The organism is Symbiopectobacterium sp. (genome assembly GCF_047692315.1).
In the GTDB taxonomy this organism is placed as follows: domain Bacteria; phylum Pseudomonadota; class Gammaproteobacteria; order Enterobacterales; family Enterobacteriaceae; genus Symbiopectobacterium.
Map to the genome: position 1 here is coordinate 20,648 of NZ_JBLLJS010000023.1, position 25,236 is coordinate 45,883.

At 52.4% G+C, this 25,236-nt stretch carries 14 protein-coding genes, 2 tRNA genes and 14 pseudogenes; 15 read left to right on the top strand and 15 right to left on the bottom strand.

All coding sequences use genetic code 11. From position 1 onward, the window contains the following. Nucleotides 1-15: 15 nt before the first annotated feature. From aroD to ACMZI0_RS12305, 3 genes are all read right to left on the bottom strand, one after another. On the bottom strand, nt 16-774 hold the full coding sequence (aroD, locus tag ACMZI0_RS12295) for a type I 3-dehydroquinate dehydratase (RefSeq protein WP_415673168.1): 759 nt from the start codon (nt 772-774) through the stop codon (nt 16-18). Between the two features lie 25 nt (nt 775-799). Further along, the gene (gene ydiB / locus ACMZI0_RS12300; RefSeq protein WP_415673169.1) at nt 800-1,693 is read right to left on the bottom strand and encodes a quinate/shikimate dehydrogenase; all 894 of its coding nucleotides are present in this window, start codon (nt 1,691-1,693) and stop codon (nt 800-802) included. Between the two features lie 113 nt (nt 1,694-1,806). Next, complete coding sequence (locus ACMZI0_RS12305) at nt 1,807-3,060, bottom strand: MFS transporter (RefSeq protein ID WP_415673170.1); 1,254 nt, start codon at nt 3,058-3,060, stop codon at nt 1,807-1,809. Between the two features lie 622 nt (nt 3,061-3,682). Here ACMZI0_RS12305 and ACMZI0_RS12310 point away from each other — a divergent pair. Further along, a pseudogene (locus ACMZI0_RS12310) lies at nt 3,683-4,589 on the top strand (LysR family transcriptional regulator). Nucleotides 4,590-4,629: 40 nt separating this feature from the next. On the opposite strand, the gene ACMZI0_RS12315 reads toward ACMZI0_RS12310, so the two are convergent. From ACMZI0_RS12315 to ACMZI0_RS12325, 3 genes and pseudogenes are all read right to left on the bottom strand, one after another. Then, nucleotides 4,630-5,877, bottom strand: a complete 1,248-nt coding sequence (locus ACMZI0_RS12315; protein ID WP_415673171.1) for an MFS transporter — start codon at nt 5,875-5,877, stop codon at nt 4,630-4,632. A gap of 454 nt (nt 5,878-6,331) precedes the next feature. After that, nucleotides 6,332-6,856 carry a shikimate kinase AroL gene (gene aroL, locus ACMZI0_RS12320; protein WP_415673172.1) on the bottom strand — a complete coding sequence of 175 codons (525 nt, stop codon included), beginning with the start codon at nt 6,854-6,856 and terminating at the stop codon, nt 6,332-6,334. A 9-nt stretch (nt 6,857-6,865) separates the two neighbouring features. Further along, nucleotides 6,866-7,221, bottom strand: a pseudogene (locus tag ACMZI0_RS12325) (YdiL family protein). Nucleotides 7,222-7,425: 204 nt separating this feature from the next. Between ACMZI0_RS12325 and ACMZI0_RS12330 the strand changes: the two are divergent. The 7 genes and pseudogenes from ACMZI0_RS12330 (at nt 7,426) to ACMZI0_RS12360 (ending at nt 15,841) form a co-directional block, all read left to right on the top strand. Further along, nucleotides 7,426-8,707 (top strand): annotated as a pseudogene (locus ACMZI0_RS12330) (nitrate- and nitrite sensing domain-containing protein). A gap of 438 nt (nt 8,708-9,145) precedes the next feature. Next, nucleotides 9,146-9,409 (top strand): annotated as a pseudogene (locus ACMZI0_RS12335) (ABC transporter substrate-binding protein); the annotation flags it as partial. Beyond that, nucleotides 9,402-11,940: pseudogene (gene nirB / locus ACMZI0_RS12340) on the top strand (nitrite reductase large subunit NirB); the annotation flags it as partial. The pseudogenes ACMZI0_RS12335 and nirB, both read left to right, overlap by 8 nt. After that, nucleotides 11,937-14,591: a molybdopterin-dependent oxidoreductase gene (locus ACMZI0_RS12345; RefSeq protein WP_415673173.1), complete on the top strand. Its 2,655-nt coding sequence runs from the start codon at nt 11,937-11,939 to the stop codon at nt 14,589-14,591. The pseudogene nirB and the gene ACMZI0_RS12345, both read left to right, overlap by 4 nt. 17 nt (nt 14,592-14,608) lie before the next feature. Beyond that, nucleotides 14,609-15,463: a uroporphyrinogen-III C-methyltransferase gene (gene cobA, locus ACMZI0_RS12350; protein ID WP_415673174.1), complete on the top strand. Its 855-nt coding sequence runs from the start codon at nt 14,609-14,611 to the stop codon at nt 15,461-15,463. A 211-nt stretch (nt 15,464-15,674) separates the two neighbouring features. After that, nucleotides 15,675-15,748 (top strand) — tRNA-Cys (locus ACMZI0_RS12355). Between the two features lie 6 nt (nt 15,749-15,754). Next, nucleotides 15,755-15,841: transfer RNA gene (locus tag ACMZI0_RS12360), tRNA-Leu, on the top strand. A 233-nt stretch (nt 15,842-16,074) separates the two neighbouring features. Here the strand turns inward: ACMZI0_RS12360 and ACMZI0_RS12365 are convergent. Continuing rightward, nucleotides 16,075-16,323 carry an ogr/Delta-like zinc finger family protein gene (locus tag ACMZI0_RS12365; protein ID WP_415673175.1) on the bottom strand — a complete coding sequence of 83 codons (249 nt, stop codon included), beginning with the start codon at nt 16,321-16,323 and terminating at the stop codon, nt 16,075-16,077. A gap of 37 nt (nt 16,324-16,360) precedes the next feature. Further along, a pseudogene (locus tag ACMZI0_RS12370) lies at nt 16,361-17,499 on the bottom strand (phage late control D family protein). Nucleotides 17,500-17,651: 152 nt separating this feature from the next. On the opposite strand from ACMZI0_RS12370, the pseudogene ACMZI0_RS12375 reads away from it, so the two are divergent. From ACMZI0_RS12375 to ACMZI0_RS12405, 7 genes and pseudogenes are all read left to right on the top strand, one after another. Continuing rightward, nucleotides 17,652-18,814, top strand: a pseudogene (locus ACMZI0_RS12375) (phage tail sheath subtilisin-like domain-containing protein). After that, nucleotides 18,814-19,329, top strand: a pseudogene (locus ACMZI0_RS12380) (phage major tail tube protein). Before ACMZI0_RS12375 ends, ACMZI0_RS12380 begins: the two co-directional pseudogenes overlap by 1 nt. 46 nt (nt 19,330-19,375) lie before the next feature. Further along, nucleotides 19,376-19,694: pseudogene (locus tag ACMZI0_RS12385) on the top strand (phage tail assembly protein). Nucleotides 19,695-19,699: 5 nt separating this feature from the next. Beyond that, nucleotides 19,700-19,855: a GpE family phage tail protein gene (locus tag ACMZI0_RS12390; protein ID WP_415673176.1), complete on the top strand. Its 156-nt coding sequence runs from the start codon at nt 19,700-19,702 to the stop codon at nt 19,853-19,855. Then, the gene (locus ACMZI0_RS12395; RefSeq protein WP_415673177.1) at nt 19,842-20,066 is read left to right on the top strand and encodes a hypothetical protein; all 225 of its coding nucleotides are present in this window, start codon (nt 19,842-19,844) and stop codon (nt 20,064-20,066) included. Before ACMZI0_RS12390 ends, ACMZI0_RS12395 begins: the two co-directional genes overlap by 14 nt. Next, complete coding sequence (locus tag ACMZI0_RS12400; protein WP_415673178.1) at nt 20,012-21,286, top strand: phage tail tape measure protein; 1,275 nt, start codon at nt 20,012-20,014, stop codon at nt 21,284-21,286. The genes ACMZI0_RS12395 and ACMZI0_RS12400 overlap by 55 nt, the downstream gene beginning before the upstream one ends. Then, a complete protein-coding gene (locus tag ACMZI0_RS12405; RefSeq protein WP_415673179.1) occupies nt 21,234-21,746 on the top strand; it encodes a phage tail tape measure protein in 513 nt (170 codons plus the stop codon). The genes ACMZI0_RS12400 and ACMZI0_RS12405 overlap by 53 nt, the downstream gene beginning before the upstream one ends. A gap of 108 nt (nt 21,747-21,854) precedes the next feature. Here ACMZI0_RS12405 and ACMZI0_RS12410 read toward each other — a convergent pair whose 3' ends face one another. The 7 genes and pseudogenes from ACMZI0_RS12410 to ACMZI0_RS12440 form a co-directional block, all read right to left on the bottom strand. Continuing rightward, nucleotides 21,855-22,088: a tail fiber assembly protein gene (locus ACMZI0_RS12410; protein WP_415673431.1), complete on the bottom strand. Its 234-nt coding sequence runs from the start codon at nt 22,086-22,088 to the stop codon at nt 21,855-21,857. A 194-nt stretch (nt 22,089-22,282) separates the two neighbouring features. Continuing rightward, nucleotides 22,283-22,573 (bottom strand): gp53-like domain-containing protein, encoded by a 291-nt coding sequence (locus ACMZI0_RS12415; protein ID WP_415673432.1) that lies wholly within the window; start codon nt 22,571-22,573, stop codon nt 22,283-22,285. Next, nucleotides 22,553-22,744: pseudogene (locus ACMZI0_RS12420) on the bottom strand (phage tail protein); the annotation flags it as partial. The pseudogene ACMZI0_RS12420 and the gene ACMZI0_RS12415, both read right to left, overlap by 21 nt. 26 nt (nt 22,745-22,770) lie before the next feature. Next, nucleotides 22,771-23,388: pseudogene (locus ACMZI0_RS12425) on the bottom strand (phage tail protein); the annotation flags it as partial. Next, a pseudogene (locus ACMZI0_RS12430) lies at nt 23,385-23,983 on the bottom strand (phage tail protein I). The pseudogenes ACMZI0_RS12430 and ACMZI0_RS12425, both read right to left, overlap by 4 nt. Beyond that, nucleotides 23,976-24,751 (bottom strand): annotated as a pseudogene (locus ACMZI0_RS12435) (baseplate J/gp47 family protein); the annotation flags it as partial. The pseudogenes ACMZI0_RS12435 and ACMZI0_RS12430, both read right to left, overlap by 8 nt. Further along, nucleotides 24,732-25,233 (bottom strand): annotated as a pseudogene (locus ACMZI0_RS12440) (phage baseplate assembly protein V). The pseudogenes ACMZI0_RS12440 and ACMZI0_RS12435, both read right to left, overlap by 20 nt. Between the last annotated feature and the right edge of the window lie 3 nt (nt 25,234-25,236).

Here is a 25,236-nt window from a genome sequence, read left to right on the forward strand (position 1 = left end):
CTCTGTCATCGCTACTCAGGATTGATGTAATACCGTCAATACGGTGCGCAAATCTTTAACGGCGATCTGCCCCGGAGCGGAGGCCTTTTTCAGGGAGCCGGAGGTGGCGGCTGAACCAAACAGCTCGCTGGAAAGACGGGAAATAACACCGGTTTTCGACATGGACATGGTGATAATTGGGCGGTCAGCGTGCTTCTCATGCATTTCCAGCGTGGCGGCCAACAGGGTGAGCATATCGTCTTTGTTCTGCGGCATCAGGGCGATTTTCGGGATATCTGCGCCCAATTCCTGCATCTTGCACAGCCGTTTGACGATCTCTTCCTTTGGCGGCGTCTTGTGGAAATCGTGGTTGGACATGATGGTTTTCACCCCGCGTGCATGAGCAAAAGCCACGGTATCTTTCACCAGCGCATCACCGGTAAACAGCTCCAGATCGATCATGTCCACCAGACCGCTCTCCACTACAGCTTTGTTCAACGCAATGTAGGCCTCAGCGGAGAGCGCTTTTTCGCCGCCTTCCTGCTTGCTGCGAAAGGTAAACAACAGTGGTTTATCGGGGATGCAATCGCGCAGCGTGCGCACGGCATCCAATACGCCGGCGGTGGAGGTCACGTCATCGAAATGATCGGCGTGCCATTCCAGAACATCGACGTCGCCGTCCTGATAATGGTGGGCTTCAGATTTGATGGCGGCGATGTCTTTGCCCATCAGGGTGACGATAATTTTTGGTGCGCCTTCGCCAAACACCCGATTTTTTACGGTTACGGTTTTCATGCTTTTCCCTTTACGTCATCTTTTGCTACACAGGCCAATAACGCGGCGTGTCTTGGGCGTTAAAGCCCATCACTTTTTTGATGTGTTCCAGAGGAAACTCTTTACCGGCCCATAGCTTGAACTGCTCAGCCCCTTGCCATAGCAACATGCCGTAGCCATCAATGGTCTTGCAGCCTGCGTCCATGGCCATTTGCAGCAGTTTGGTGATGTGCGGGTTATATACGCACTCGGTGACCAACAGTTCTGGGCGCAGCATGGCTATGTCGCTTACCACACACTCGTTTTCCAGCGGCTTCATGCCGACTTTGGTGCCGTTGGTCAGAATATCGGCGTGAGCAATGGCGTCGGCGAAGGCTTTCTGGTTAGCCAAATCGTTGACGGTGATGGTGCAATCGGTGTTGTCATTGACACGTTTGGCGAACGCGAGAGCCTGTTCGTAAAATTCATCTTTACGGTTGAACAGTTTGATCTCTTTGATGCCTTCAATCGCTGCCTGGGCACCAATCGCCGTTGATGCACCGCCTGACCCGACCAAAACCATGGTTTTTCCCTGAATATCAAAACCACTTTCTTTGATGGCGCGAATATGCCCGGTACCATCGGTGTTATAACCACGCAAATACCCGTTGTCGTTAACAATGGTATTAATGGCACCGACTAACTTGGCGGCAGGTGTTAATTCATCCACATATTGACAAGCTAATTGTTTATTTGGCATAGAGACGCCGGTACCGCGCATTTTCAATGCCTTGAGGCCTTCAATGGCTTTGCTAAAGGTGGTGTTGTCCACTTCGAATGCCATATAGGTGAAAGGCAGACCCGCTTTTTCCAACGCTTTGTTTTGCATTTCCGGCGAGGGGCTGTGTCTGATGGGATAAGCCATTAATCCAATCAGTTCATATTTTGCGGTAACATCCATTCTAAACTCCTTACACAAGGGTAATAATAGGTCGTGCAGTTATTCAGGCAATAAGTGGGCGCTTATCGCGCAGACTGTCGATTGCCGTTCTGTTCAGGTTTTAATATCGATATTCAAATGGTTGTGGCGTTGTTATTGAAAAAACTCTCACCGAAACGTAAATCGCTTCGCGGAATTTTGAACACTTTGTAGTAGCGAATAAAAACAACGATGGCAGTAACAAAGGCCAACAGGGCGAAAGCGATATCCAGCAAAATAATGTGTTGCAGGCCGATTTTTGACAGATATCCGGTGATTAGCGGAATTAAGAAGTTAGCCAGGCCACCCATCATCATGTAAACGCTGGTGACTTTGGCTTTGCTTTTTGGGAAAAATTCTGACATCACGGAAACACCGAGTTGCAATATCCCGCCCGCGGCAGAAAAGCCAATAATAAAGGCGCCCACGTTACACACCAGCGGCGAGGGATAGAGATAAATAATCGTGGCTGTAATGACGGAAACTCCGGTGTTAAAAACATTGGCCCACACCGGACGCACCATGCTTTTTAACAGCAGGGCGAAAATAAAGACGCACACCAGTGAACCCATACTGTAATAAGAGATGGTTTTCAGCGCATCGGCTTCCGCCATACCGGCAAAGGCCATAGCATATTGGGGCATCCAGACTACAATAACGTAAAAAGTGGAAAACGCCGCAACGCCAAAAATGATAGAGGCAACCCCTTCCAACCAGGCGAGCGGCTTGCTGTTCATCTGCGGTAATTCTTTGGCGATGGCTGCATCCACCAATTGGCTGGGGAACTTGCTTTTCAGCAGCAGCAACGACACCAGTACAAAGAGAACACCGGGGATGATCATTGCATAGCCATACCAGATGTGACTGAGTAGCAGGTAGCTGACCAGCATCGGGTATAACATCTGGCCGAAGGAGATCATGGCTTTTAATAAAATGACGGCTGACCCTGATGTTTTGGGATAACACTCCATCAGCGCCGGATAGCCACCGGTATCCAGCGCTGCATTGGCAACGCCGACGCACACGGCCAGGCCGAAAGCGACAATCAGATTTGGGCTGGCGGGAATACCAAAGAAGAACAAAATATATAAACTGACACCAAGGAGGATGACAGAACGGCGGCCAAATTTATCTGAGATTACCCCAAAGAAGAGAATACTGACCAATCGGCCTAAGCCAATACCCGAAATCAGGTAAGCAATACCCGCATTGTCAGTGCCAAATTTTTCCGCAAGGGATGTCATATTTTGTGCCAGCGTGATAACGCTGACGCCATGTAAAAAATAACTGAGATAGATACCGACGACGGCTAATAAGAAGGGCGCATTGAAGGCCTTATTCTGGCTCATGCTTTTCTCCGCATTTTGTTAATGATTCTGCTTGTTGTTGATATTTTTCATAACCAGGGGTAGCGGTTTTCGTTTTTCCTGACATTTTTGTATTTCAATAATGAGCGGTGCTGCGTGAGATATGTTTTATTATCGCTATGTAATGTATTAAACGTGTACGATAATAAATACGTAATATGCCGTTTTAGTTTCCAACTTTATTGCTGTGCAATGTGAGAAACGCTGCGTAAGGGATGTTGATAAATTGTTTTTATTTCACAAATGACATACAACAAAATAATGGGGGGAAGCAGGTGTGAATCACAATGTGTTTGCAGTGATAATCTGTTTTGTGATCTGGTAGACAGTATTTCTTTCCCAATTTATCAGATGGCGTATATATGCTATAATACAGTGTCATTCCTGTCCGATTTATGTTTTTACTCTTTAACAATTGTGTTACGCAGTGAGTTTTTCTTTTGCAGACATGCGCACAGCTTATATTGCATAGCTCCGAAACAATGTTGCATTAGCCCGGTTTAACAGGCAGTCGCAACGGTAAAAGCGGGATATGCTGGCAATAGAATTCCACCGACATCACGGTGCGCAGGAATGCCGTGATATCCATGCCAAGAGGCCGGTCATGAATTTAAAACCGCTCCACTACTTTAAACGTCTGGCTGAAAAGCAGCATTACACCGAGGCCGCTTCAAGCCTCTTTATCACTCAGCCATCGCTTAGCCACGCCATTGCAGAACTTGAGAAAGAACTGGGTGTTATGCTGTTTGAAAAATCTGGCAGGAATGTGCGTATCACCCATGCGGGCAAGCTGTTTTTACCCTATGTGGAGAATGCGCTGCTGGAACTGGAAAATGGCCGCCTGGTGCTGCGTCAGATGTGTGGCCCACAGGATGACGTGATCAGTCTGGCATTTATCTACACCATGGGCGAAACCGTGGCACCGCGCCTGGTAGATCGTTTTGTCCACCTGCCCGGTAACGACAAGAAGCGCTTCTGCTTTTATCAGGGCACTACGTCATCGTTGGTGGAAGATCTGAAAGCGGATAAATACGATATGGCTATCTGTTCGTTGGTGGCGGATGAGGGCGAAATAGAGTTTCTGCCGCTGATAAGCCAGGAACTGGTGCTAGTGACCTCCTGCCAGCATCCGTTGGCGCAGCAAGGAAATGAGGAGGTTTCACTGGAAGAGGCTATTGCCTACCCGTTCATCTTGTTTTCACCAAAAAGCGGGCTGAGCCAATTTATCGATAAGAGATAAGATGTTTATGCAGAAAAAACTGATTCCGGAAATTGCTTGCTACGTTGAAGAAGATACGGCGATGGTGGGATTGGTCAGCGTCAACTATGGCATTGCCGTGATGCCGCGTATCAGCACGCTTTCTCGCTCTGATCTGCATGTGATGCGTATTCGCGATCCAGGCCCCACTCGCTATATCTATCTGGCTACCCGCAAAGACAAAATGCTGTCAGCCGCAGCGCAGGGGTTTAAAAAATTTGTTTTCACGGCCTGCCAGACCCTGCAATTTTAGCGTTTGACCCCTCTGTGCCAAAAGGCACAGAGGGTGTTTCTCAGGATTGGCGGCGCAGTGCGCCGTCAACGTGCGGTGCATCTTCTGTCAGAAGGTTGTCACGGGTTTTACGATTACGGTAGCCGATAAACAGCGCCAGTAGAAAGCCTACGGCAGCAACCCCGGTATCAAACCACATAATGCTGGCAATGCTGGTTTGCGAAAGTCTGGCGGTGATGAGGGGGATTGTGAAGGTGGCGATACTGCCTGCGCTGTAGTAAATAGCAGTGGCTTTGCCCTTGGCATGGGGAAATCGCACTGCCATCAGCGTCAGCCCGAGTTGCAGCACGCCCCCCGCTGCGGAGAAGCCAATCACGAAAGAAAACACGATAACGGTATTTGGGCTGGGATACAGGCACACACCAAGCAGCGCCACGAACGAAATAAAAGTGTAGAGCATCAGCAGCGATGTGGAACTGACGGTTTTTCGCACTAAAACGGCGGAGATCACCACACACAGCAGAGAACCGATAGTGTAGATACTGAGCAGTTTTATTGACTGGGTGTAGCTCATGCCCGCCACGAACTGGCCGTATTGTGCCAGCCATTGGCTGATAAGATAAAACGTCGCCATGGCGATGTAGCCATACAGCGTATAGCTGGTGAGGTCTACCAGAGAACAAGCGTATCGTGTGGCGGTGCGTACCACTGGGGTTTCAGCAGGTGGTTCTTCGCGTATCGGTTTCCCCGGATGTGCCGGAAAAGGATAGCGGAACAGGCAAATGCCGTTGAGCAGCATAATGCCTGCCGCGATGATAAATAACCAGCCAAACCACAAATCCGCCCATACCAACAGGCTGATGATCATGGGCAGAAGAAACTGTCCGCTAGAGACAAAGGCTTTGATTAAAATGTTGGCCGTGCTAGGGGAGGAGGGGAAGGCCTCCATCAACGACGGGTAGGTGCCGGAATCGAGGAAGCTGTTTGCCATCCCGGCGAGAAAGCCAAAGCGATAGGCAGCAGCAATGCTTTGTGAGCCGAGAATGCCAAAGAAAAAGCCGAGATAGCATATCATCCCCAGATACACGAACGGCTTACGCCCAAAACGATCGGAGAGCATGCCCGCCAGTAGCAGCAAACTCAGCCTGCCAATGCCCAGCGATGAAATGACGACCGAAACCCCTACTGCGTCGGTCTGCCACTGTTGTTCCAGGTGAGGCATGTTCAGGCTGATTGATATCACGCCCATGCCATGCACCAGATAGTTGAGATACAATCCGAAGGCGGTTGGTATATATTTGTTTTTCATAGTTAGCCTTGTGAGAAAAACACGCAGGTTAAAAAAGAAATCCTGTCGTTTTTCTGCCCCGATGCATAATACCGGCCTTACCCTGGTACCCTGCCGTTTAAAATTGGTATAACCTACAGATTTACAGCCGATTTTTAAGATGTTTTGATGCTAACAATCCCACCGAAAAATGAATAATTCCTTTTTTTATCAATTCATAGATTGTTTCTATCGACACACCAAATAAATGTTATTGATGTTAATATTCATGTTTAAAATCCGCTATGTCTTTCTATTCGCTCCATGAGAAAGAAACGAATATGTAACATTCCCCAGAATATTTTGCAGTAATTAATTTACACTGTGACTATTCGTAGAGCCCAGCAAAATAATAAAATGCCTGATCTGTGATTTATCTCTCAAGGTGAAACCGAGTGTGGTAAAAACACAGGGATCTCCTTGTCGTTTTTGCACATTATAACGGAACGCAGATAGCGTAAATTTGCTGTAACACTTCTGCTTTATCCTTATTGGCATCATTGGCATCAATAACGTAATGTGCACTTTCCAGATAAAGAGGATCACGCTCTTCAATAATTCCGGTAATCTCTTCGGTAATAGATAGACCAGTGAGCGATGGGCGCTGGCTTACCGCTGGGTTTGATTTTAGGCGCGCCACCACGGTTTCGGCAGAGGTGGCGAGATAAAACACAATGCCGTTATTTTTCATCTGGTGACGATTTTTTTCTGATATCACCATGCCGCCGCCGGTGGCAACCACCGCATCGCTCAGCATGACTTCTTTAAGAATTTGGCTTTCGATTTCGCGAAAACGTTCCCACCCTTGCTCATCAACGATTTGTGCAATGGTTTTATTGGTTTTTTTCTGCACGACATCGTCAGTGTCAATGAAGTGCCGATTTAACCGGGCTGCCAGCATTTTTCCAACGGTAGTTTTACCGGATGCGCGCGGACCGACCAAAATAATCGTGTGCGTCATTTATTATCCTTAACATAACCGTTCCAAATTGTGTGCGTAAAGTTCAGCGGCAACCGATTGATATATTTTCCACTCGATATAATCGCCTTCGGTATAAACAGCGAGTAAATCGGCATAGTCAGGGAAAAAACGCATGGTGTTATTTCCAATCCGGTTATTAATTTTTTCGATGATCGCATTGAGCCGTTGCTTACGTTTTTTATTCATTGCGGTTAATGTATCAACAATCTCAGCCGGAATGGGGTGTGTGCCGTTTTCCCATAAACGCCAGGCATCATTGTCAGCACCGTTTGCAATATAGGTGGCTGCTTCATCGATACTCATAAAAAAAGCTGACGCAAGGCTTGTAGCTCTAAATGGTTCATCCTATTACGGCTCCCAAATGCAACGAATTATCCTGTCAGTAAATAACATTATTGCTTATTTATCGGCTTGATTATTGTCACACTATTTTGTGCAATATTGTTTATTTACATTACCATGTTGGTTGGCTTGATCTTTGCATGGAAGTCGGTCATCGCTGTGAGATCGGCGTGCCCGATGAGAAGGCCTGTGCGAGAAGTAAGCTGATGGTAGCGAACCCTGAAACCTCCCTGCAATTTTTGATGACCTCGCGGCAGTGTGAACTGAATAGCTTGCGCTGCCTGCTGCAAAGCGGTGAGTTGGTCGGCAAGATCAGCCAACTGGTACATATGCTGCAACGAGAACATGGAACCTCAAACCTGTTTTTGTGCGCACAAGGGGGCGTTACACCTGATGAGTTGGCATTGCATGAGCAGGATGTCGGTCTGGCGGAAGCTCAGGTGATGGCTCATCTGTTGCAACTGGAACAACGCGCCGATCTGTTGCCGCAGGCGAGCCGTCTATTCAGCCGGGCAGCCAGTGTGGTCTACAGTCTCAGTTTGTTACCTGCATTGCGCCATAAGATAAAGCAGCGCAGTCTGGCGTAGCCAGACGTGATGACTGCATTCAACGACACCATTCGCCACCTGTTGGCGCTGGTTTTCGAAGTGTCTGATACCGCTGCGGAGCTGGGCATTGCGCGGGCATTGATTGCGATGTCCAGCTTTATGCAGGGAAAAGAATTTGCCGGGCAAGAGCGTGCGTTAGGCGCAACGGCCTTTGCAACGGGCGCGTTTACTCCCGAGCGCCAGCAGGCATTGCTGGATTTGATCGAACGGCAAGAATGTTGCTTCGATACCTTTGTCGATTTTGCCGATGACGAAAACAAAGTGCGCTGGCAGCAACTGGGCACCATTTGAACGCTTACGGCGTATTGCTTGCACACGCACTGCATCAGGCGCTCTGAGCGCAGGAGAAAGCATGCGTTGGTTTGCGCTGGCAACAGAGCGTATTGATGGCATGAAGCAACTGGAAGATGCACTGGAGCAGACGTTGATGGCATTGTGCCAGCAGCGTATTACCGCCGCAGAAGAAGCCTGTCGCGACCAGGCTGCCAGCGTTGAAAGTTTGCTTGAACAGCAGCAGAACCATACGCATGGTTATTCGGTGTTTATGCCGGGTGACGAGATGGCGGCATCACAAAATGCAACCCAGTGGATCAGCAGCGATGGCGTTTGTCCACAGTTGGGGCGCTCCTTGTTATCGCTGGTGCAGGCGCAATCACGCCGGTTACAGCTGTTGGACAGTGCGCTGACAGAAATGCGTGCTTCTTTAACCGAACGCAAGCAAATCGATCGTGCCAAAGGCATGTTGATGCAGCATCACGGCATGACGGAGGATGAAGCGTATAAAACGCTGCGTAGCCTGGCGATGAGTCAAAATAAAAAGCTGGTGGAGATTGCCACTGCTATGCTAGCGGTGGAGGATGTGTTCCAAAGCAATCCCTGACGCGGCCGAAACAGGCTTGATATGCACACTAATCGTGCGCGCGTTGCCAGATTAGAGTGCAATCCTGCGCGTTATTTCGCGGCCTGAATGCCGATCGTCCGATCGCTGACAATGTTCCTTCCGCTATCGTTCTGATTGTTATTTCCCTGCAAATTATCGTGTTAATTGTGCTTGGCTACACACTTTCATTGATTTTTATTGTGTTGCAATGATGTTGGTATAGTTGTTGCTTTATACATGCGTAGCGATGAGTCATTGCGAAACAACGGGTAGCGCAACGGGTTCATCCACTGAACATTATTAAGTGTTCCTCTTTTGCCAACGGCGGTAGCGGGGGAACACGGGCAAAGGCGTCCATCAGCATGCGTTCGCGCATGGCTTATGGACGCCTTTTTGTTTTTTACAGTCCTACCGGCTGTTGACGTAAGGGTCGCATTGATGAGTGAGACGAAAAACAACAAATCATTTTCCCGCCGCCAGTTTTTAGCGGGAAGTGCTGCACTTGGCGGAAGCTTTTTATTACCGGGGTTAATGAATAGCGTTTGGGCAGCCGGTTCTGACGCACCGGAGAAAACCACGATCCGCGTCGGTTTTATCCCTCTGACGGATTGCGCCTCGGTCGTCATTGCAGATGAAAAAGGCTTCGATAAGAAATACGGTATCAGCATTGTGCCCAGCAAAGAGGCGAGTTGGGCCGCCGTTAGCGGGCAGCGATCGTGCCAGATGTCTGGTTTATCGTACTCTGGACGATCTTGATGCCATCGCGGGCTGCGCCGTGCAATCGCACAGTGGGGTGGTTATAGGCGGAGGATTATTGGGGCTGGAAGCAGCCAATGCACTGCGACAACTGGGACTGGAAACGCATGTGGTGGAATTCGCGCCGCGTTTAATGGCTGTGCAACTGGATGACGGCGGTGCCGCGATGCTGCGGCGTAAAATTGAGGCATTAGGTGTGCAAGTGCATACCGGGAAAGCGACGCAGGCTATTGTGGATGGCTCAGCGGCGCGGCATCGCCTGTGTTTTGCCGATGGAAGTGAATTGGAGAGCGATCTGGTGCTGTTCTCCGCAGGCATTCGGCCTCGTGACCAACTGGCCCGCGACGCGGGGCTGGAGATCGGTGTGCGCGGCGGCATTGTGATTGACGATTTTGGGCAAACGTCTGACGCCAACATTTACGCCATTGGTGAATGCTCCTGCTGGCAACAGCAAGTGTTCGGGCTGGTCGCACCCGGCTACAAGATGGCACGTAGCGTGGCGGTCAGACTCGCCGGGCAGAACCAACCGTTTACCGGTGCCGATATGAGTACCAAATTGAAATTGCTCGGCGTCGAGGTGGCGTCTATCGGTTATGATCACGGGAAAACGGCCGGTAGCCAGCACTATCAATGGCACGATGGTCCGCGTGAAGTCTATAAAAGCATTGTGGTGTCGCAGGACGGCAAGCGCTTGCTGGGGGCGGTGTTGGTAGGTGACAGCAGTGACTACAGCACGCTGCTGCAAATGAAGCTCAACGACATGACGCTACCCACGCATCCAGAGACACCTTATTCTTCCCGCACATGAAGGCGCACCGGCGAATGGGGGTGGCCGCCTTGCCTGCAACGGCACAGATTTGCTCCTGCCATAATGTCAGCGGATATTTGCGCGGCAGTGGCGAGCGGTTGCCATGAGTTGGGCGCGATAAAAAGCTGCACCAAAGCGGGAACCGGCTGCGGTGGCTGCGTGCCACTGGTTAAACAGGTCATGGAGCACGAGCTGTTGCAGTCCGGGGTTGAGGTTAAAAAGGACATCTGCGAGCACTTTGCATATGACCGCCAGGCGTTCATCAACGACATTCGCACCTTTGATGACCTGATTGCCCACTATGGGCAAGGGCGTGGCTGCGAAATATGCAAACCGCTGGTGGGCTCGATACTCGCTTCCTGCTGGAACGACTATCTGCTGCAACCACAGCATCTGTCTTTGCAGGATACCAACGATCGTTTCTTTGCCAACATTCAGAAAGACGGCACCTACTCGGTGGTGCCGCGCATTCCTGCTGGAGAGATTACGCCCGAGGCGCTGATCGCCATTGGGCAGGTGGCGCAGCGTTATCAGCTCTACACCAAGATAACCGGCGGCCAGCGGGTCGATCTGTTCGGGGCCAGGGTCGAACAGTTGCCTGCCATCTGGCAGGAGCTGCTCGACGCCGGGTTTGAGACAGGTCACGCCTACGGCAAATCGCTGCGTACGGTGAAATCCTGTGTCGGATCAACCTGGTGCCGTTACGGTGTGCAGGATTCTACTGCACTGGCGATCCAGTTGGAGAACCGTTACAAAGGATTGCGGTGCGCCGCACAAGATTAAAATGGCTGTGTCCGGTTGTACGCGTGAATGTGCTGAGGCGCAGAGCAAAGACATTGGCGTTATTGCCACTGATAAGGGCTGGAATCTCTACGTATGCGGTAACGGCGGTATGAAGCCACGCCATGCGGATTTATTTGCCAGTGATTTGGATACTGAAATCTTGATCCGCTTTATTGATCGCTTGTTGATGTTTTACATCCGCACTGGCGATCGCCTGCAACGCACCAGTACCTGGATGGATAATCTTGAAGGCGGTATCGACTACCTGCGCGAGGTCGTCATTAATGACGTGCTGGGCGTAGCCGACACGTTGGAAAGTGACATGCAACGGGTGGTGGATAGTTATCAATGCGAATGGCGCACCATGCTGGAAAGTCCCGATCGCCTGGCACTGTTCCGTGGTTTTATCAATAGTGACACGCCAGATGAAGGCGTGGTGCAGGTTGTTGAGCGCGGGCAGCTTCGCCCGGCACTGCTCGATGCGCTGCCGATTAACATGGCCGAATCGGCTTTGACCACAGAAGGCTGGACTTGCGTCGGCACTGTGGCGGATATTCCGCCCAACGCAGGCATGGCGGCACGCGTAGGGGAACGGCAAATTGCCCTGTTTCACCTGGCGGGGCATGTACCACACATCTATGCGTTGGACAACCATGAACCGGGGAGCTCGGCAAACGTATTGTATCGCGGCATCGTTGGTGATGTTGACGGTGTGCCCGTTGTCATTTCGCCGCTCTATAAACGACGCATTCGGCTTGAAGATGGTATCAACCCTGATGATGACAGCTTGCGTGTTCGCGCTTGGCCGGTGAAGGTCGAACAGGGAAAAATCTGGGTGGCACATCGTGCGATGACACAGTTTTCGCCTGTCGCGGAGGCATCATGAACACCTGCCGTACCACGTGCCCCTACTGCGGCGTAGAGTGTGGTGTGCTGGCAGAGGTGACAGCCGAAGGGCAGGTCGCCATCAGCGGTGACAAAACGCACCCGGCGAATCTTGGCCGACTGTGCGTCAAAGGTGCGGTGCTGGGGGACACGCTCGATCTGGCAGGCCGTTTGCTTTGGCCGATGATCGACGGTAAACGCGTCGCCTGGGACAACGCGCTGGATACGGTAGCGAATGAGCTGCGCGCGATCATCGACCAATACGGTCCGCAGGCGGTGGCTTTCTATGGGTCAGGTCAACTGCTGACCGAAGATTACTATGTGGCAAACAAGCTGATGAAGGGATTTATCGGTAGCGCCAATATGGATACCAACTCTCGGCTGTGTATGGCATCGGCGGTGATTGGCTATAAACGCGCCTTTGGTGCGGATGCGGTTCCGTGCAGTTATGAGGATATCGAACAGGCGGACATGGTAGTGTTGGTGGGATCCAACACTACCTGGGCCCATCCAGTGGTGTATCAACGACTGTTACACGCTAAGCAACAGCGGCCAGCACTCCGTGTTGTCGTTATCGATCCACGTCGAACTGCAACCTGCGATATTGCCGATTTGCATTTGCCACTGCGTCCCGGCAGCGATGCGGGATTGTTTAACGGGTTATTGCGCTATCTGGCACAGCAAAAGCACCAAGGTCGTCTCGACCTGACCGATGTCGAGACGGCGTTAAGTCATGCGGAGAGCTGGACATCTGATAAGGTCGCCGATTTTTGCGCGTTGTCACAGCAAGACATTGCGTTGTTTTACCGCTGGTTCACCGACACTGACAACGTGGTGACGGTGTATTCGCAAGGGATCAACCAATCTTCCTCAGGCAGTGATAAATGCAATGCCATCATCAACACGCATCTTTTCAGAGGCAAGCTGGGTTATCCCGGCAGTGGCCCGTTTTCGATAACCGGTCAACCGAATGCGATGGGGGGGCGGGAAGTCGGCGGCCTTGCCAACCAACTGGCGGCCCACATGGGATTTACGCCGCAGGACATCGATCGTGTCGGGCGTTTTTGGGGCACCACCCGAGTGGCACAACACTCTGGGTTAAACGCTGTTCCGCTATTTCAGGCGATTGAACAGGGGCAGGTGAAAGCGGTATGGATTATGGGGACCAACCCGGTGGTCTCATTATCGGATGCCGATCGCGTACGGCGGGCGTTACAGCGCTGCCCGTTGGTGATCGTCTCTGATGTGATGCTCCATACCGACACCACGGCATGCGCGCGAGTGCTGCTTCCCGCATTAGCGTGGGGGGAAAAGGACGGAACAATTACTAATTCAGAGCGGCGTATTTCGCGCCAGCGGGCCTTTCTGCCTGTGCCCGGCGAGGCGTGCGCGGATTGGTGGATACTCACTCAGGTTGCTCAGCGCCTCGGTTTCACCGCCGCATTTCCCTATAGCCATCCGGCTCAGATTTTTCGCGAACATGCGGCGCTGTCCGGCTTTGAAAATCATGGCGCGCGTGCTTTTGATATCAGCGCGTTGGCGACATTGAGTGATGCTCAATGGCACGCGTTAACGCCTGTCCAATGGCCGGTGACAGCGGATGCGGCTCAAGGAACGGCGCGATTATTCAGTGATGGTCGTTGCTGGCATCCAGATAGGCGTGCGCGGTTGATCCCGATCGTACCTGTCCTGCCTGCTGCAGCTCCCGACCGCCAATATCCGTTGGTGCTCAATACCGGGCGTATTCGCGATCAGTGGCACACTATGACTCGAACGGGAAAAGTAGCGCGGTTGCTGCGCCACCTTTCTGAACCCTATTGTGAGATGCACCCGCAGGATGCTATTGACAACGGCATACACGCCGATGAGATTGTGCGATTGAGTTCGCTGTTGGCCAAGGCTCACTTGGACAGCGGGCAGCCGCGCGGTAGCGTTTTTGTCCCGATGCATTGGAATCAGCAGTTCAGCGGACAAGCGCGAGTTGGGAGCCTGATTGCGCCGGTGACCGATCCTCATTCAGGACAGCTGGAGAACAAACATGCGTGCATACGTGTACAGCCGTGGTCCGCACGCTGGTTTGGTGAGATTTTTCTGCTGGGGGAACAGGCTCCGCCTCGTTGTGGTTACTGGAGCAAAATAACGGCAATGGGTATCAGCCATTACCGCATAGCGGAACGTGAGCCTCTCGATGATGGCCGACAATGGCTGATGCGTGCTACGGCATCGATGGGGAAAGCATTTCAGGGGCTGACCTATCAGTGGGCACAGAGTGGCGATGGACTGTTCTATGCCGTTGGTTGGAAAGAACAGCAGGCCATGATTGCGTTTTATGCGCAACGTGAACCGCGGGTGCTAGAGAGTGCGGTGATCCATGCGGTTTTTTTGAATGACGAGGTGCCGCTTGCTGAGCGCAGCCGGATTTTACTGTCTGGCGGAGCCTGCACAGAACAGGACGCGACGGGGGCAACCGTATGCAGTTGCTTCGGGGTAGGAGAGCATGCGATTTTGCAGGCGATACGCGGTGGCTGCCAGACTGAGGCGGCACTGGGCGCTCAGCTCAAATGCGGCACCAACTGCAGTTCATGTATTCCTGAACTTAAAGCATTGATACGACAACACGGTGAAACCATCGCTTTGCGGCACGCTGGATAACGGGATAAAGATAATCTATGAGAAAAGTAACGAAAAACCACCCTGTTCTGGCAGGGGAGGCAGTTAACCCTAGCGATGTGTGGCTCGTTGGTGCCGGGCCTGGAGACGCAGAACTGTTAACGTTGAAAGCGTTGCGGGTGATCCAGCAGGCAGATGTTATTGTGCATGACCGGTTGGTTTCTGCGCAGATTATGGCGCTGATACCTGCCACTGCACTGTGTATTGACGTTGGCAAGTTCCGTGGTCGTCACCCACTGTCGCAAACCCAGATCAACCAACTGCTGGCGGAGTTGGCGCAAGCTCAGCAACGTGTGGTGCGGCTAAAGGGCGGTGATCCCTCCATTTTTGGGCGCGGCGGTGAAGAGATGGATTTCTTGCAGCAGCAAGGTATTCGCTGCTGTATTGTGCCGGGCATCACGGCCGCTACGGGCTGCGCCGCAGCGGTAGGGCTACCGTTAACACACCGCGACTGTGCCAAGTCTGTGCGCTTTATCACCGGGCACAGCCGAGAGGGGGAGGCTGAACTTGACTGGCCGATGTTGGCGCGAGGTGAACAGACGTTAGTGTTCTATATGGGATTAAGTCATGCCAATCGACTCTCTCAGCAACTCATCACGCATGGCATGGTCGGCACTACACCGTTAGCGATTATTGAACGTGGCACTCAGCCACAGCAACGGTTACTGACAGCAACGCTAGCGACATTGCCGAGACTACTGGCGCTGTATCAACCTCAGTCGCCAGGTTTACTGGTGGTGGGCGATGTTGTACGCTTTTGCCGCTATCCAGCATTGACGGTTGGCCAGGATGGCGACGTAAATGCTGCGTGGACACAGGAACATGTGCCGACTAAACAACCATCTTGCTGCTAAATGAAGCGAGAATTATAAATAATAGACTACCGTGGCGAGCTTTTGAGCGTTCAGTTTTATCCCAGCGACAAAGGGCTTGCCATCGGCGCGTAACCAGTCCATAATAGCGTCCATTCCTGAAACGGAAATGAAAAATTAGATTTTAATCAATGGGTTATAACTAAAAACTTGTTGATATGACCAGAGTTATCAGGTCAGCAGGCAAAATAAAGGCGCGTTGGCAGAGTGGTCATGCAGCGGATTGCAAATCCGCCTATCTCGGTTCGACTCCGGGACGCGCCTCCAATTTTCGCCCGGGTGGTGAAATCGGTAGACACAAGGGATTTAAAATCCCTCGGCGTACGCGCTGTGCGGGTTCAAGTCCCGCCCTGGGCACCATTGAATAAAATGAATTAAAATAAGCACTTATGTGCAATGTCATTAACCGCCGAGAGGCGGTTTTTTGTTATCTGAGATCTGCTTCTGCTAGTGGCAGCAAAATGGCAGCAGAGTGGCAGCGCCGTTTTTGTGTAGAACAAGCGCACTTAAACAGAGTAGGGCTTATTATTAAGTCACCATGAACAATTTCAAACAGCAAAAGCCCCGCAATTGATGATTGAGGGGCTTTTTGATTAAAGCGCTAAGTTCAGTTGATCCCGCCCGTAATGCGATGCTGGAAAAGCATCCTGGGGGATAAAGTCAGGCGGCAACGGTTCTTCCCGAGCGCGCTTTGAAACCCGGCGTTCTACGGTATTAAGCGTGGTAAAAGTCTCGCTGTATTCCAGATTTTGACACTGATGATACTGACGGATTGTCATGTCGCTTAGGCGGCGACTGGTACGGGTGCGGGCCACAGCGCCGCAAAACGGACAGGTAAACATAATGATCTCCCCCGCGGGAGTTGAACTCACTGTTATTCTATTCACTTTCTGCAATCCAGTCAGATATTTTCGCTTCCAGTTCCAGACGTGTGGTAAAGCCGCTACCGTCAATCACATGCTCCGCGCGTGAAATAATCCATTCCTGATTATCAATTTCTGCTTTAAAGCCGGCCACAGTAACGTGCATTTCCGGGTACAGGTCAGCGCGGCCGCGCGCCAGGGTGATAGAGAACTCGGCCGCACCCCGCTGAAGCTGTTGCCATTTTGCCGCTGTTGCGCGTTTGGCGGCGGTTTCATTTTGGTAGGTTTTACGCAGCACATACACGTTGCCGTCGGCCCCTTCCATGTATTCACCCTCACGGCTACTGCTTTTCTCCTTTTTCGGCTTGGCCTTGGTTCTGCGCCGTTTTACGCTGACTTTCTTTTTTTGCCAAAGTTGGGATCCAGCCAGTAGGCACGCACACCAGTATAGGCATCACGATCAGCAATACGAAAGCGGTGCCCGTCACCGCTGCTGCGGGTAATACTGGCTGAGGGCAGAGCCTTGCCTGATGCCGTTACCCCACCGCCAGGCAGAATAAATAACAATGCCCCATTTTTAACCGTGGCAATCGCGCCCAACATTTCAGCCATTCGGGTTAAAAACGACATGTTGCTTTCTTGTGTCTGGTCGGCGTGGTCGATCTCAATGTTCATCAGCATTTCGCTGATTTGCGCTTTCAACCCGTAGCGATGCGCGATAGCCGACGCCACACGTTCGACGGTAACATCGTGCCAGGACACCTCACGCTTCACGTTAAATTCGTCGCGAAAATCCGCGCTGCGGGCTGTGATGTTAAGCACATCCGGCGGACCTTCATGGGCGACTTCATCAACGGTATACAGCCCCTTGTAAATCAATGGCTCACCCAGCCAGCCTATGGACAGGGCAATCTCTGCGCCACGCGATGGCAGAGCAATCAGGCCATCAGTGTCATCTAGTGAGATCGTGAACTGGTCAGCATCAAACCCGCGATTATCGGTAAGTGAAAGTGACATTACACGAACGCTCAATTCTTTAAGCGATTTCCCGCCCAACGTCACGTTAAACGCCGGGACTTTTACCGCATCAGTAAGCGTGTTGTTGTAATCCGTGACCTTACTGCTCAACGTGTCTGCTAATCCTGAAAGTGTCATATCGCCCCCTTGTTTTGTCGCATGATTTCACGCGCGCGAGCGGGGAAAAATGGCTTTTTGTTGTCGCCAGTTTGTCAGACCGTAAAGGGCGTGAGTCGCGGTGAGACATGGGGGATTATCACCACGAACTCAATAACGTAATGGTGGTTAACATGTCAGAGACACGTTTCCACGGTGCACGCGTTCGCGAGAATACCGACCTCGTTACCGCGATCAATGACATTGATTTCAGTGTGATTGGCGTGGTGTGTATGGCGGATGACGAAAACCCGGACACCTTTCCCCTGAATACCCCCGTGCTACTGCCGCGGGTTAAAAGTGTACTTGGCAAGGCGGGTAAAACCGGCTCCCTGCACAAAACTCTGAAAGCCATTTCTGACCAGACCAGCCCCAAAGTCATTGTGGTGCGTGTCGCGGCAGCAACGGAAGACGGCGAAAAGACGCAATCTCAGTTAATTATGGGCGGCACGCTGGCTGACGGCAGCTATACCGGCATGTATGCCTTACTGACAGCGGAAGCAAAAGTTGACTATCGCCAGCGTGTACTGGCCGTTCCCGACTACGGCACCGAGGAAGTGACCGCGGCGCTATGCGGGATTGCTCAGAACCTGCGGGCATTCGTTTATGCCGGGTGCCATGGCTGCACGACAATGGCGGAGGCCATCGCCTATCGCGAGTTAATGCTGATTTGGCCGGACTTTATCGCCTATAACTCGTTGACCGGTGAGAATGGAACCTTCCCGGCCCCGGCGTATGCGTGCGGTTTACGCGCTGCCATCGATAACGATCAGGGCTGGCACAAGTCACTGCCAAACGTGCCAGTGAATAACGTGCTGGGGATTTCGCGTGATGTGTTCTGGTCACTTCAGGCGGAAGATAGCGACGCCAACGAACTGAACAGTAAAGAGATCACTACGCTGATCAAGCGCAACGGCTTTCGCTTCTGGGGCAACCGCACCACTGAAACCAGTGAATACATCTTTGAGGTGTATACCCGCACGGCGCAAATTCTTGCTGACAGCATTGCCGAGGCACAATTTGAAAGCGTGGATGAACCGCTTACCCCGGCCAACGTAAAAGACGTGGTTAGCGGTATTGCAGGCAAACTCAGTTCGCTTGTGACGAAAGGGCAACTGATTGGCGCGGATTGCTGGTTTGACATCGTGGACAACCCCACTCCGGGGCTGCGTCAGGGGCAAGTGCGCGTGCGCTACAAACTACACGCCAGTGCCACCGCTGGAAGATCTGACGCTGCACCAGACCTTCACGGATGAATACTTTGCCCTCCGCGTTTGCATCGCTGGGAGGTGAATAATGGCAATCCCGCATAAATTGCGCCTGTTCACCGCCTTTGTGAACGGCAATAACCAAATTGGCAAAGTGGTTTCTGTCACGCTGCCCAAACTGACCCGCAAGACGGAATATTTTCAGGGCGGCGGCATGATTGGCTCTGCGGCCGCCGATCTCGGTCTAGATTCTGGCGCACTGGACGCGTCAATGGTGGTCGGCGGTATGGTCAAGAAGCTGTTGCAGGAATACGGCGGCGGTATTGATGAAACCCGGTTGCGCTTTGCCGGTGAATATTACACCGACGGAGAAAGTCTGTTAGTGGAAGTCGAAATGCGCGGGCGTGTTACTGAAATTGACAGCGGTGAAGCCAAACAAGGCGATGACACCTCTGTTACCTATGCGCTGAAAAACACCTACTACAAGCTGTCGATTGACGATTAACCGATTATCGAAATTGATTGGCTGAACTTTATCTACAAGAAAGACGGCAAAAACATTTACCCGGATCGCATTACCTCTACGCTGGGCCTCGGTAGCTGATTAACTGCACTGATGGCGGTCAATCTGGCCGCCTGGAGAACTAAAGATGAGTAAGAAAAACGATAACGCCGTAACACTGATTACCCCCATTGCGCGAGGTGCTGAGACGATCACCTGCGTGGCTATTACCGACGAGATCAAACAGGCCGGTTCGCTGCGTGGCTTGCGTCTAGTTAACGTGCTGAATATGGATGCGGATTCAGTCACCACGCTGTTAACCCGTGTCACGTCTCCCAAACTGAAACTTGCCGAAATCAACACCATGGATACACGCGATTTTGTCAGACTGGCGGAGGCGTTAACGCCTTTTTTGGCACCTGGTGGAGCCTGGCGAATCGAACGAGGCGGAGACGGAGACAGAGTAACCCTGTTGCAGTTTGACCAGATTGATGATCTGGTCGCCGATATTGCCGTTGTTTTTAACTGGCCGCCTTCTGAACTCTTCAGCATGGATCTGGGTGAGGTGATAGCCTGGCGCGAGCGGGAGGCTATCCGCAGTGGAGCCAGTGACGATGAAAAGCCTTGATATCCGCTTTGCTTTCAGCGTGATAGACCGTTTAACCCGCCCGGTCAATGCCGCCCGCCAGGGTGCGGGCGGCCTGTCTGAATCCCTCAAAAAAACCCAGGCCGCCATTAACGATCTGGACAAACAGTCAAAACCTTTAACCGCCTGCGCGATAGCGTGCAAAAAACCTCGCGCCAGATTGACGAGGCGGGCCGTTCTCTGGAAGGGCTGAACAAGGCCCAGCGCAATGGCACCGTGCTGACTGACAAACAGCGCGAACACATGGCCGCCCTGGCGGCAAAAATGGAACGTCTTAACGCGACACGCGATCAGGAAATGGTCAAACTGCGTGCCAGTGCCCAGGCGTTGCGCGGGCATGGCGTATCGCTGGCAGGAAGCACTGCCACCATTCAAAGTGCTATCCGGCGCACTGAACAATACAACCAAACTTTAGAGCGAGAGCGGCTACAACTGGCCGCCGTAACGCAGGCACGCGCACGCTATGACCGCATGCAGCAAATCGCCGGAAAGCTGCGTAATAGTGGGACAGTTGCCATAGCCACCGCTACTGCCGGGATGTATGCCAGTACGCGGGTGCTAGCCCCACAGGTACAGGCAGAGGGTAGTGGTGCGGTGATTGCAGCGCAGAGTGGCGAGAACGCTGCCGCCGGTGGACGCTATACCCATCTCATTCAGGATCTCAACAGTAGCGGGGTCAGCCATAATCTAGAAATGGCGTCTGAGGCGCTGTCCATTGTACGCAGCGCACTAGGATACCTCGGTGATGTGGGTGATAACGAATTGTCACGTATCACGCGCAAAACACTGGACATGCAGAAGGTCTTTAAGACTGACCTTGCGGAAGGGATTCAGACCGCCGCAATCCTGATGAAAAATAAACTCGTCATCAGCAGTGATGAGGCATTCGATCTGATGACGACAGGCATGAAGAAAATGAGTGCTAGCATGCGCGGCGAGTTGCCAGAAATTCTTCATGAATATTCCACCCATTTTCGCAATATGGGTTTCACCGGTCGGGAAGCCATGTCGCTGCTGGTTGGCATGTCGCAGCAGGGTAAATTTGCCCTGGACAAAACCGGGGACGCGATCAAGGAGTTCAGCATCCGTGGCTCCGACATGTCGAAAAAGAGCGTCGAGGCCTACAAGCAAATCGGGCTGAGTGCCGACACCATGTCCTCTGCCATAGCCCGTGGCGGAGCGCCCGCGCGCACGGCTATGCAGAAAACCGCCAGGGGGCTGCTGGCCATTCGTGACCCGGCAGAGCGGGCAAATGCGGCGATCAGACTGTTCGGCACCCCAATAGAGGATTTATCCGTCGATCAAATCCCCGCGTTTCTGTTGGCGTTTGCGAACACGTCTGACCGTCTTGGCGACGTGCGTGGCAAAGCTGACCAAATGGGCGACACGCTTAGGGAACAACCTGTCAGGTGATCTTGATAAATTGGTCGGTGCGCTGTCCGGTTTGCGTACGGACGTATTTAGCGGGATCACGGATGGTTTGCGCGGTCTGACACAGACGGCGACGCAATGGGTTAATCAGTTGCGTGGATGGGTACAGGCTAATCCGGAACTAGCCCGTACACTGGTGATTGCGGGTGGCAGCGCACTAGCACTAACGGCGGCGATTGGTGCCACCTCGCTGGCTGCGGGCTTGTTGCTGGGCCCGCTTGCAAAACTGCAATTAGGCTTTACGTTACTGACCGGCATGCAAACAACGCGTACAGAGCTTGACCGCTATGGCAAGGCGAAAAAGATAGAGTTTTCACTGAGCTTTCAGCGATGCGATGAAGATTTGCGCGAGCGGCTACAATCCTCGTCATTCAGTGATTTGATGGAAAATGCACGTAGCAGCGCTAACTCTGCGATAAACACCCTGAAAGGGTTATTTTGATGGCCAACACAGTTAGTATTGACTGTGCGTTACGGCATGCATAGATAAAAATAACTGTACTCGATAAACAAAGCCCGCCGATAGTGGCGGGCTTTTGTGTGAGATAGATTATTTTTGTGGCACTGGTGGCCAGTCGATATCAGGAGCAGTACTGATGTCGATACGGTTCAACATCACACGATAGGTTTTCCATGCTGCTAGCGATAATTGCTCTTCATCTGTAGCAATGCCTAAATCAACTGCGTCAACTAAGGGCGAAATAGCCGCATTAGCCGAGATAAGTAACCTTGCTTTTTGTTGCTCAGCCGCCTGAACTATTTCCGATATTGAGGCGGGTGGCATTTTTCCCAACAGGGTAACCCGTCATTACCAGCAGCACGCACCATATTAAGGGGGGCCGCTTTTGCTGAGAACTCCGCGAAAACACACTCATCCCGTCAATACCATCATCGGGCCATGTTCCCGCAACTTGATAACGCTCTTTTAAATCAACAGGGTAAAAACTGTTTTTAGATGTGCTGTATACATATTGCATATCAATACCCTATAGCCGTCCAATAAATCAGGTTTCCCGTCAATTGCCCACATGCTGCCTTAAATTGACGGTTATCTAAAATATATGCAGAGGTCACCGAACCATCCCATGGCGCGCCGTTTTGACACAACGTGGCATTAATGACAAAACATTTATTCGGAAATGGAATAGGGAACGTTCCTGTGTTGTTTTCGTTCACTACCCCCCATTGCATGAGAAAACCACCAGGCAGCGGCTGAAAACCGTTTTCTGAAAGCAGTGATTCTCCAAAACCAAGGTTTTGTGGGGTCAAATTAATGTCAGCAGTACCATCAAAAGGCACACCGTTAATTTTCCGCGCGGTTGCCAGTTTTGTGGCTGTGGCTGCATTACCCGTGGTGTTCTGACTCCCTGTGGCATTCACACCGGGGAGATTGATATTGGCCGTCCCATCAAATGCTACGCCGCCAATGGTACGGGCTGTCGTACCGCTGTCCCTCCCGATGGTAATCGGCTATTTGCATTATCCATTGCCGCTTTCACCGCTTTGGGTGTAGCGGCCTGGGTTTCGCTGGCACTATCAGTCGCACTGCTCAGTTGCACAAAGCCTTTTGCCTCAAGCGTCGCGTCTGGATGTTTACGGCTTTTCTCATGGGTGGCGATGGCCTCATCCACATAGCCACTCGTTGCCAGCACGACCGTTGGATCAATTTTGAGTGATACCGTTTCTGTGCTGGATACAATCAAAATCATGCGCACGGTCTGAATGCGTCCGCTTCCTTCCTGCAACTGTGGCTTATAGGTTTCGGCACAGTTGGCAACCGCAATCAGATTCCCCTCGGCATCAAACAGGCCGATTTCACGGATCCAGAATCCCCCCTCATTTTCGGGGATCACCTGCTCGGCAATAATCTGATTGGTGTTGTCGGGATCGACACTCAGGCTATTGATGGCCGCGCGGCGTTTCTCGTTAATCAGCCTGGTCTGTGCCGGGTTCGGCGTCGGCAGTGCGCCGCCGCCATCGCCCACGGCCATCTGGGTGATATCCAGACGTGAACCGAGTGCCGTCGCGTTTGCCAGCTTGGCCGCGCCAATATTGGTTAACAGGGCAAAAAATTTTATACTCATACGGTTACGCTCATCGTATCAATCAAGTGAATGCCTGCGCCGGTACTGTCCGGCGAAATCACGGTGATGGTCTCAGGGAAATAGGGGTATACGGTCAAATCATCGCCGCCGTAGACGCTGGCAGCGACATAGGCCGCGCCTTGCGTATCCAGCGTGATATTAAGCCCCAGTAAGTGACGGCTAAGCGGCTTGGCGTCAGCAATCAGCCGCTCAATCTCTAAAAAGGTTTCTTCGGTAATGCCGCTGTCTTGCACGCCGATATCAAGGTGAAAGGTTCCCGGCACGCCCACCATTCGATCACGCGCAGCAAGTAACCAAACGGCTCAACCACCCGGTGCAGCGCGGCAATGGTGCCTTTCTGGCGGTGTATCAACCAGGCAGATTTAATCACCTGGCGCTTGGTTTGCTCTGACCAGCGTTTATCCCAGCGGTCAACGGACAGCGCCCAGGCCAGAAAGGGCAGCAGGTCTACCGGGCATTTTTCCGCATCCCACAGGGTATTCAGATCAACCGCCATCTCGGTCAGGATTTGGCTGGCCGCCGCAACATTGCGCATAAAGTCACTGGCAGACGGGGGTAACAGGTCGTTATTCATCCATACCCCCTTCCAACAGGGTGAAACCCGTGCAAGACGCCGCCTGAGTGTCACCGATCACAATGTCCTGTGCGGGTTCAATGATTTCAACGCGCTGAACACCTTGCACATGCAAGGCGGCCATAATGGCCGAACGAGCCACATCACGCCCAATCTTGCCCTGATTGCCGATCCAGTTGCGCAGTGAATCCTGTGCGGCCTTGGTGATGGGCTCTGATTCCGGGCCGGGGTAGAGGTAGAGCCGCGCGTTTATCGCGTAACTGACGATCTCCGCGCTCTGCACCGTCAGCCTGTCAGCCACCGGGCGTTTATCTTCCGCAGAGAGTGCCGCGTTGACCTGAGTTAACAACGTTTCCGAAGCGGTGCCATCCCCTTCAGTCGAAAGTACCGATACCACTACCGTGGCCGGTGATGGGCTAATCGCTTTGGCGTCAGCCACCTGGCCGCTGGCACTCCTGGCAAAATATTCATAGGCACCCGTCGGGCCCGCCACGCTTAACCCTTCAAAGGCAGACTGCGCACGCAGACGGAATGCGCTGTCGCTTTCCACCACCGCGTCTGCGGTATCTCTGTTGCTTCTGTGATGGTGAGGCGCTGAGTGTTGAGATTCACGGCCAGATTATCCAGATCTGACGCTACAGCATGGCTGAGCATGCACGCGGCGGCCCCTTCGTTAATCCGCTGGCGTAACATCATTTCGCGATAGGCAATGACCTGAGCGATCACGTTTAACGGCTCGGATTCCAGTTCAAGCGCCGCCGCTGTGCTCAATGTTGCCGCGCATTTCTCCGCCTTTTTGCACTTCCAGCGTGCCTGTCGTCAGCTTGTTAGTACAAATCACTTCCGGCGTATCCAGTGTGATACGGGTTTCAGCACTAACCCGTGCGGTTTTCATGCCGACGGCTTCCAGCGCACCGGCGGCAGCGTCATAGCGTAAAGAGGGCGCCGTCCGGGGCGGTAATCACCATCTCTTGCGGAGTGCTACCCGGCGCGGGATTATCGTCGCTGTAGAGGCTGCCGATAATGACAGCGGTTTCCAGGTTGCCACCGAGACAGCCTAACCAGACTTGCTCCCCCACCACAGGCGGGATCTAGACCTTGAACGCACCGGCGCGTTGGGTATTCCAGCGCAACCAGTCGGTGACCAATTCCCCGCTTCTGACGCGCACGCGCCAGGTTATCGGGTTTACTTCAGCCACCACGCCAACGCGCAAAATATTCGCCAGCAGGCGCATCAATTCGGCACTCATGTG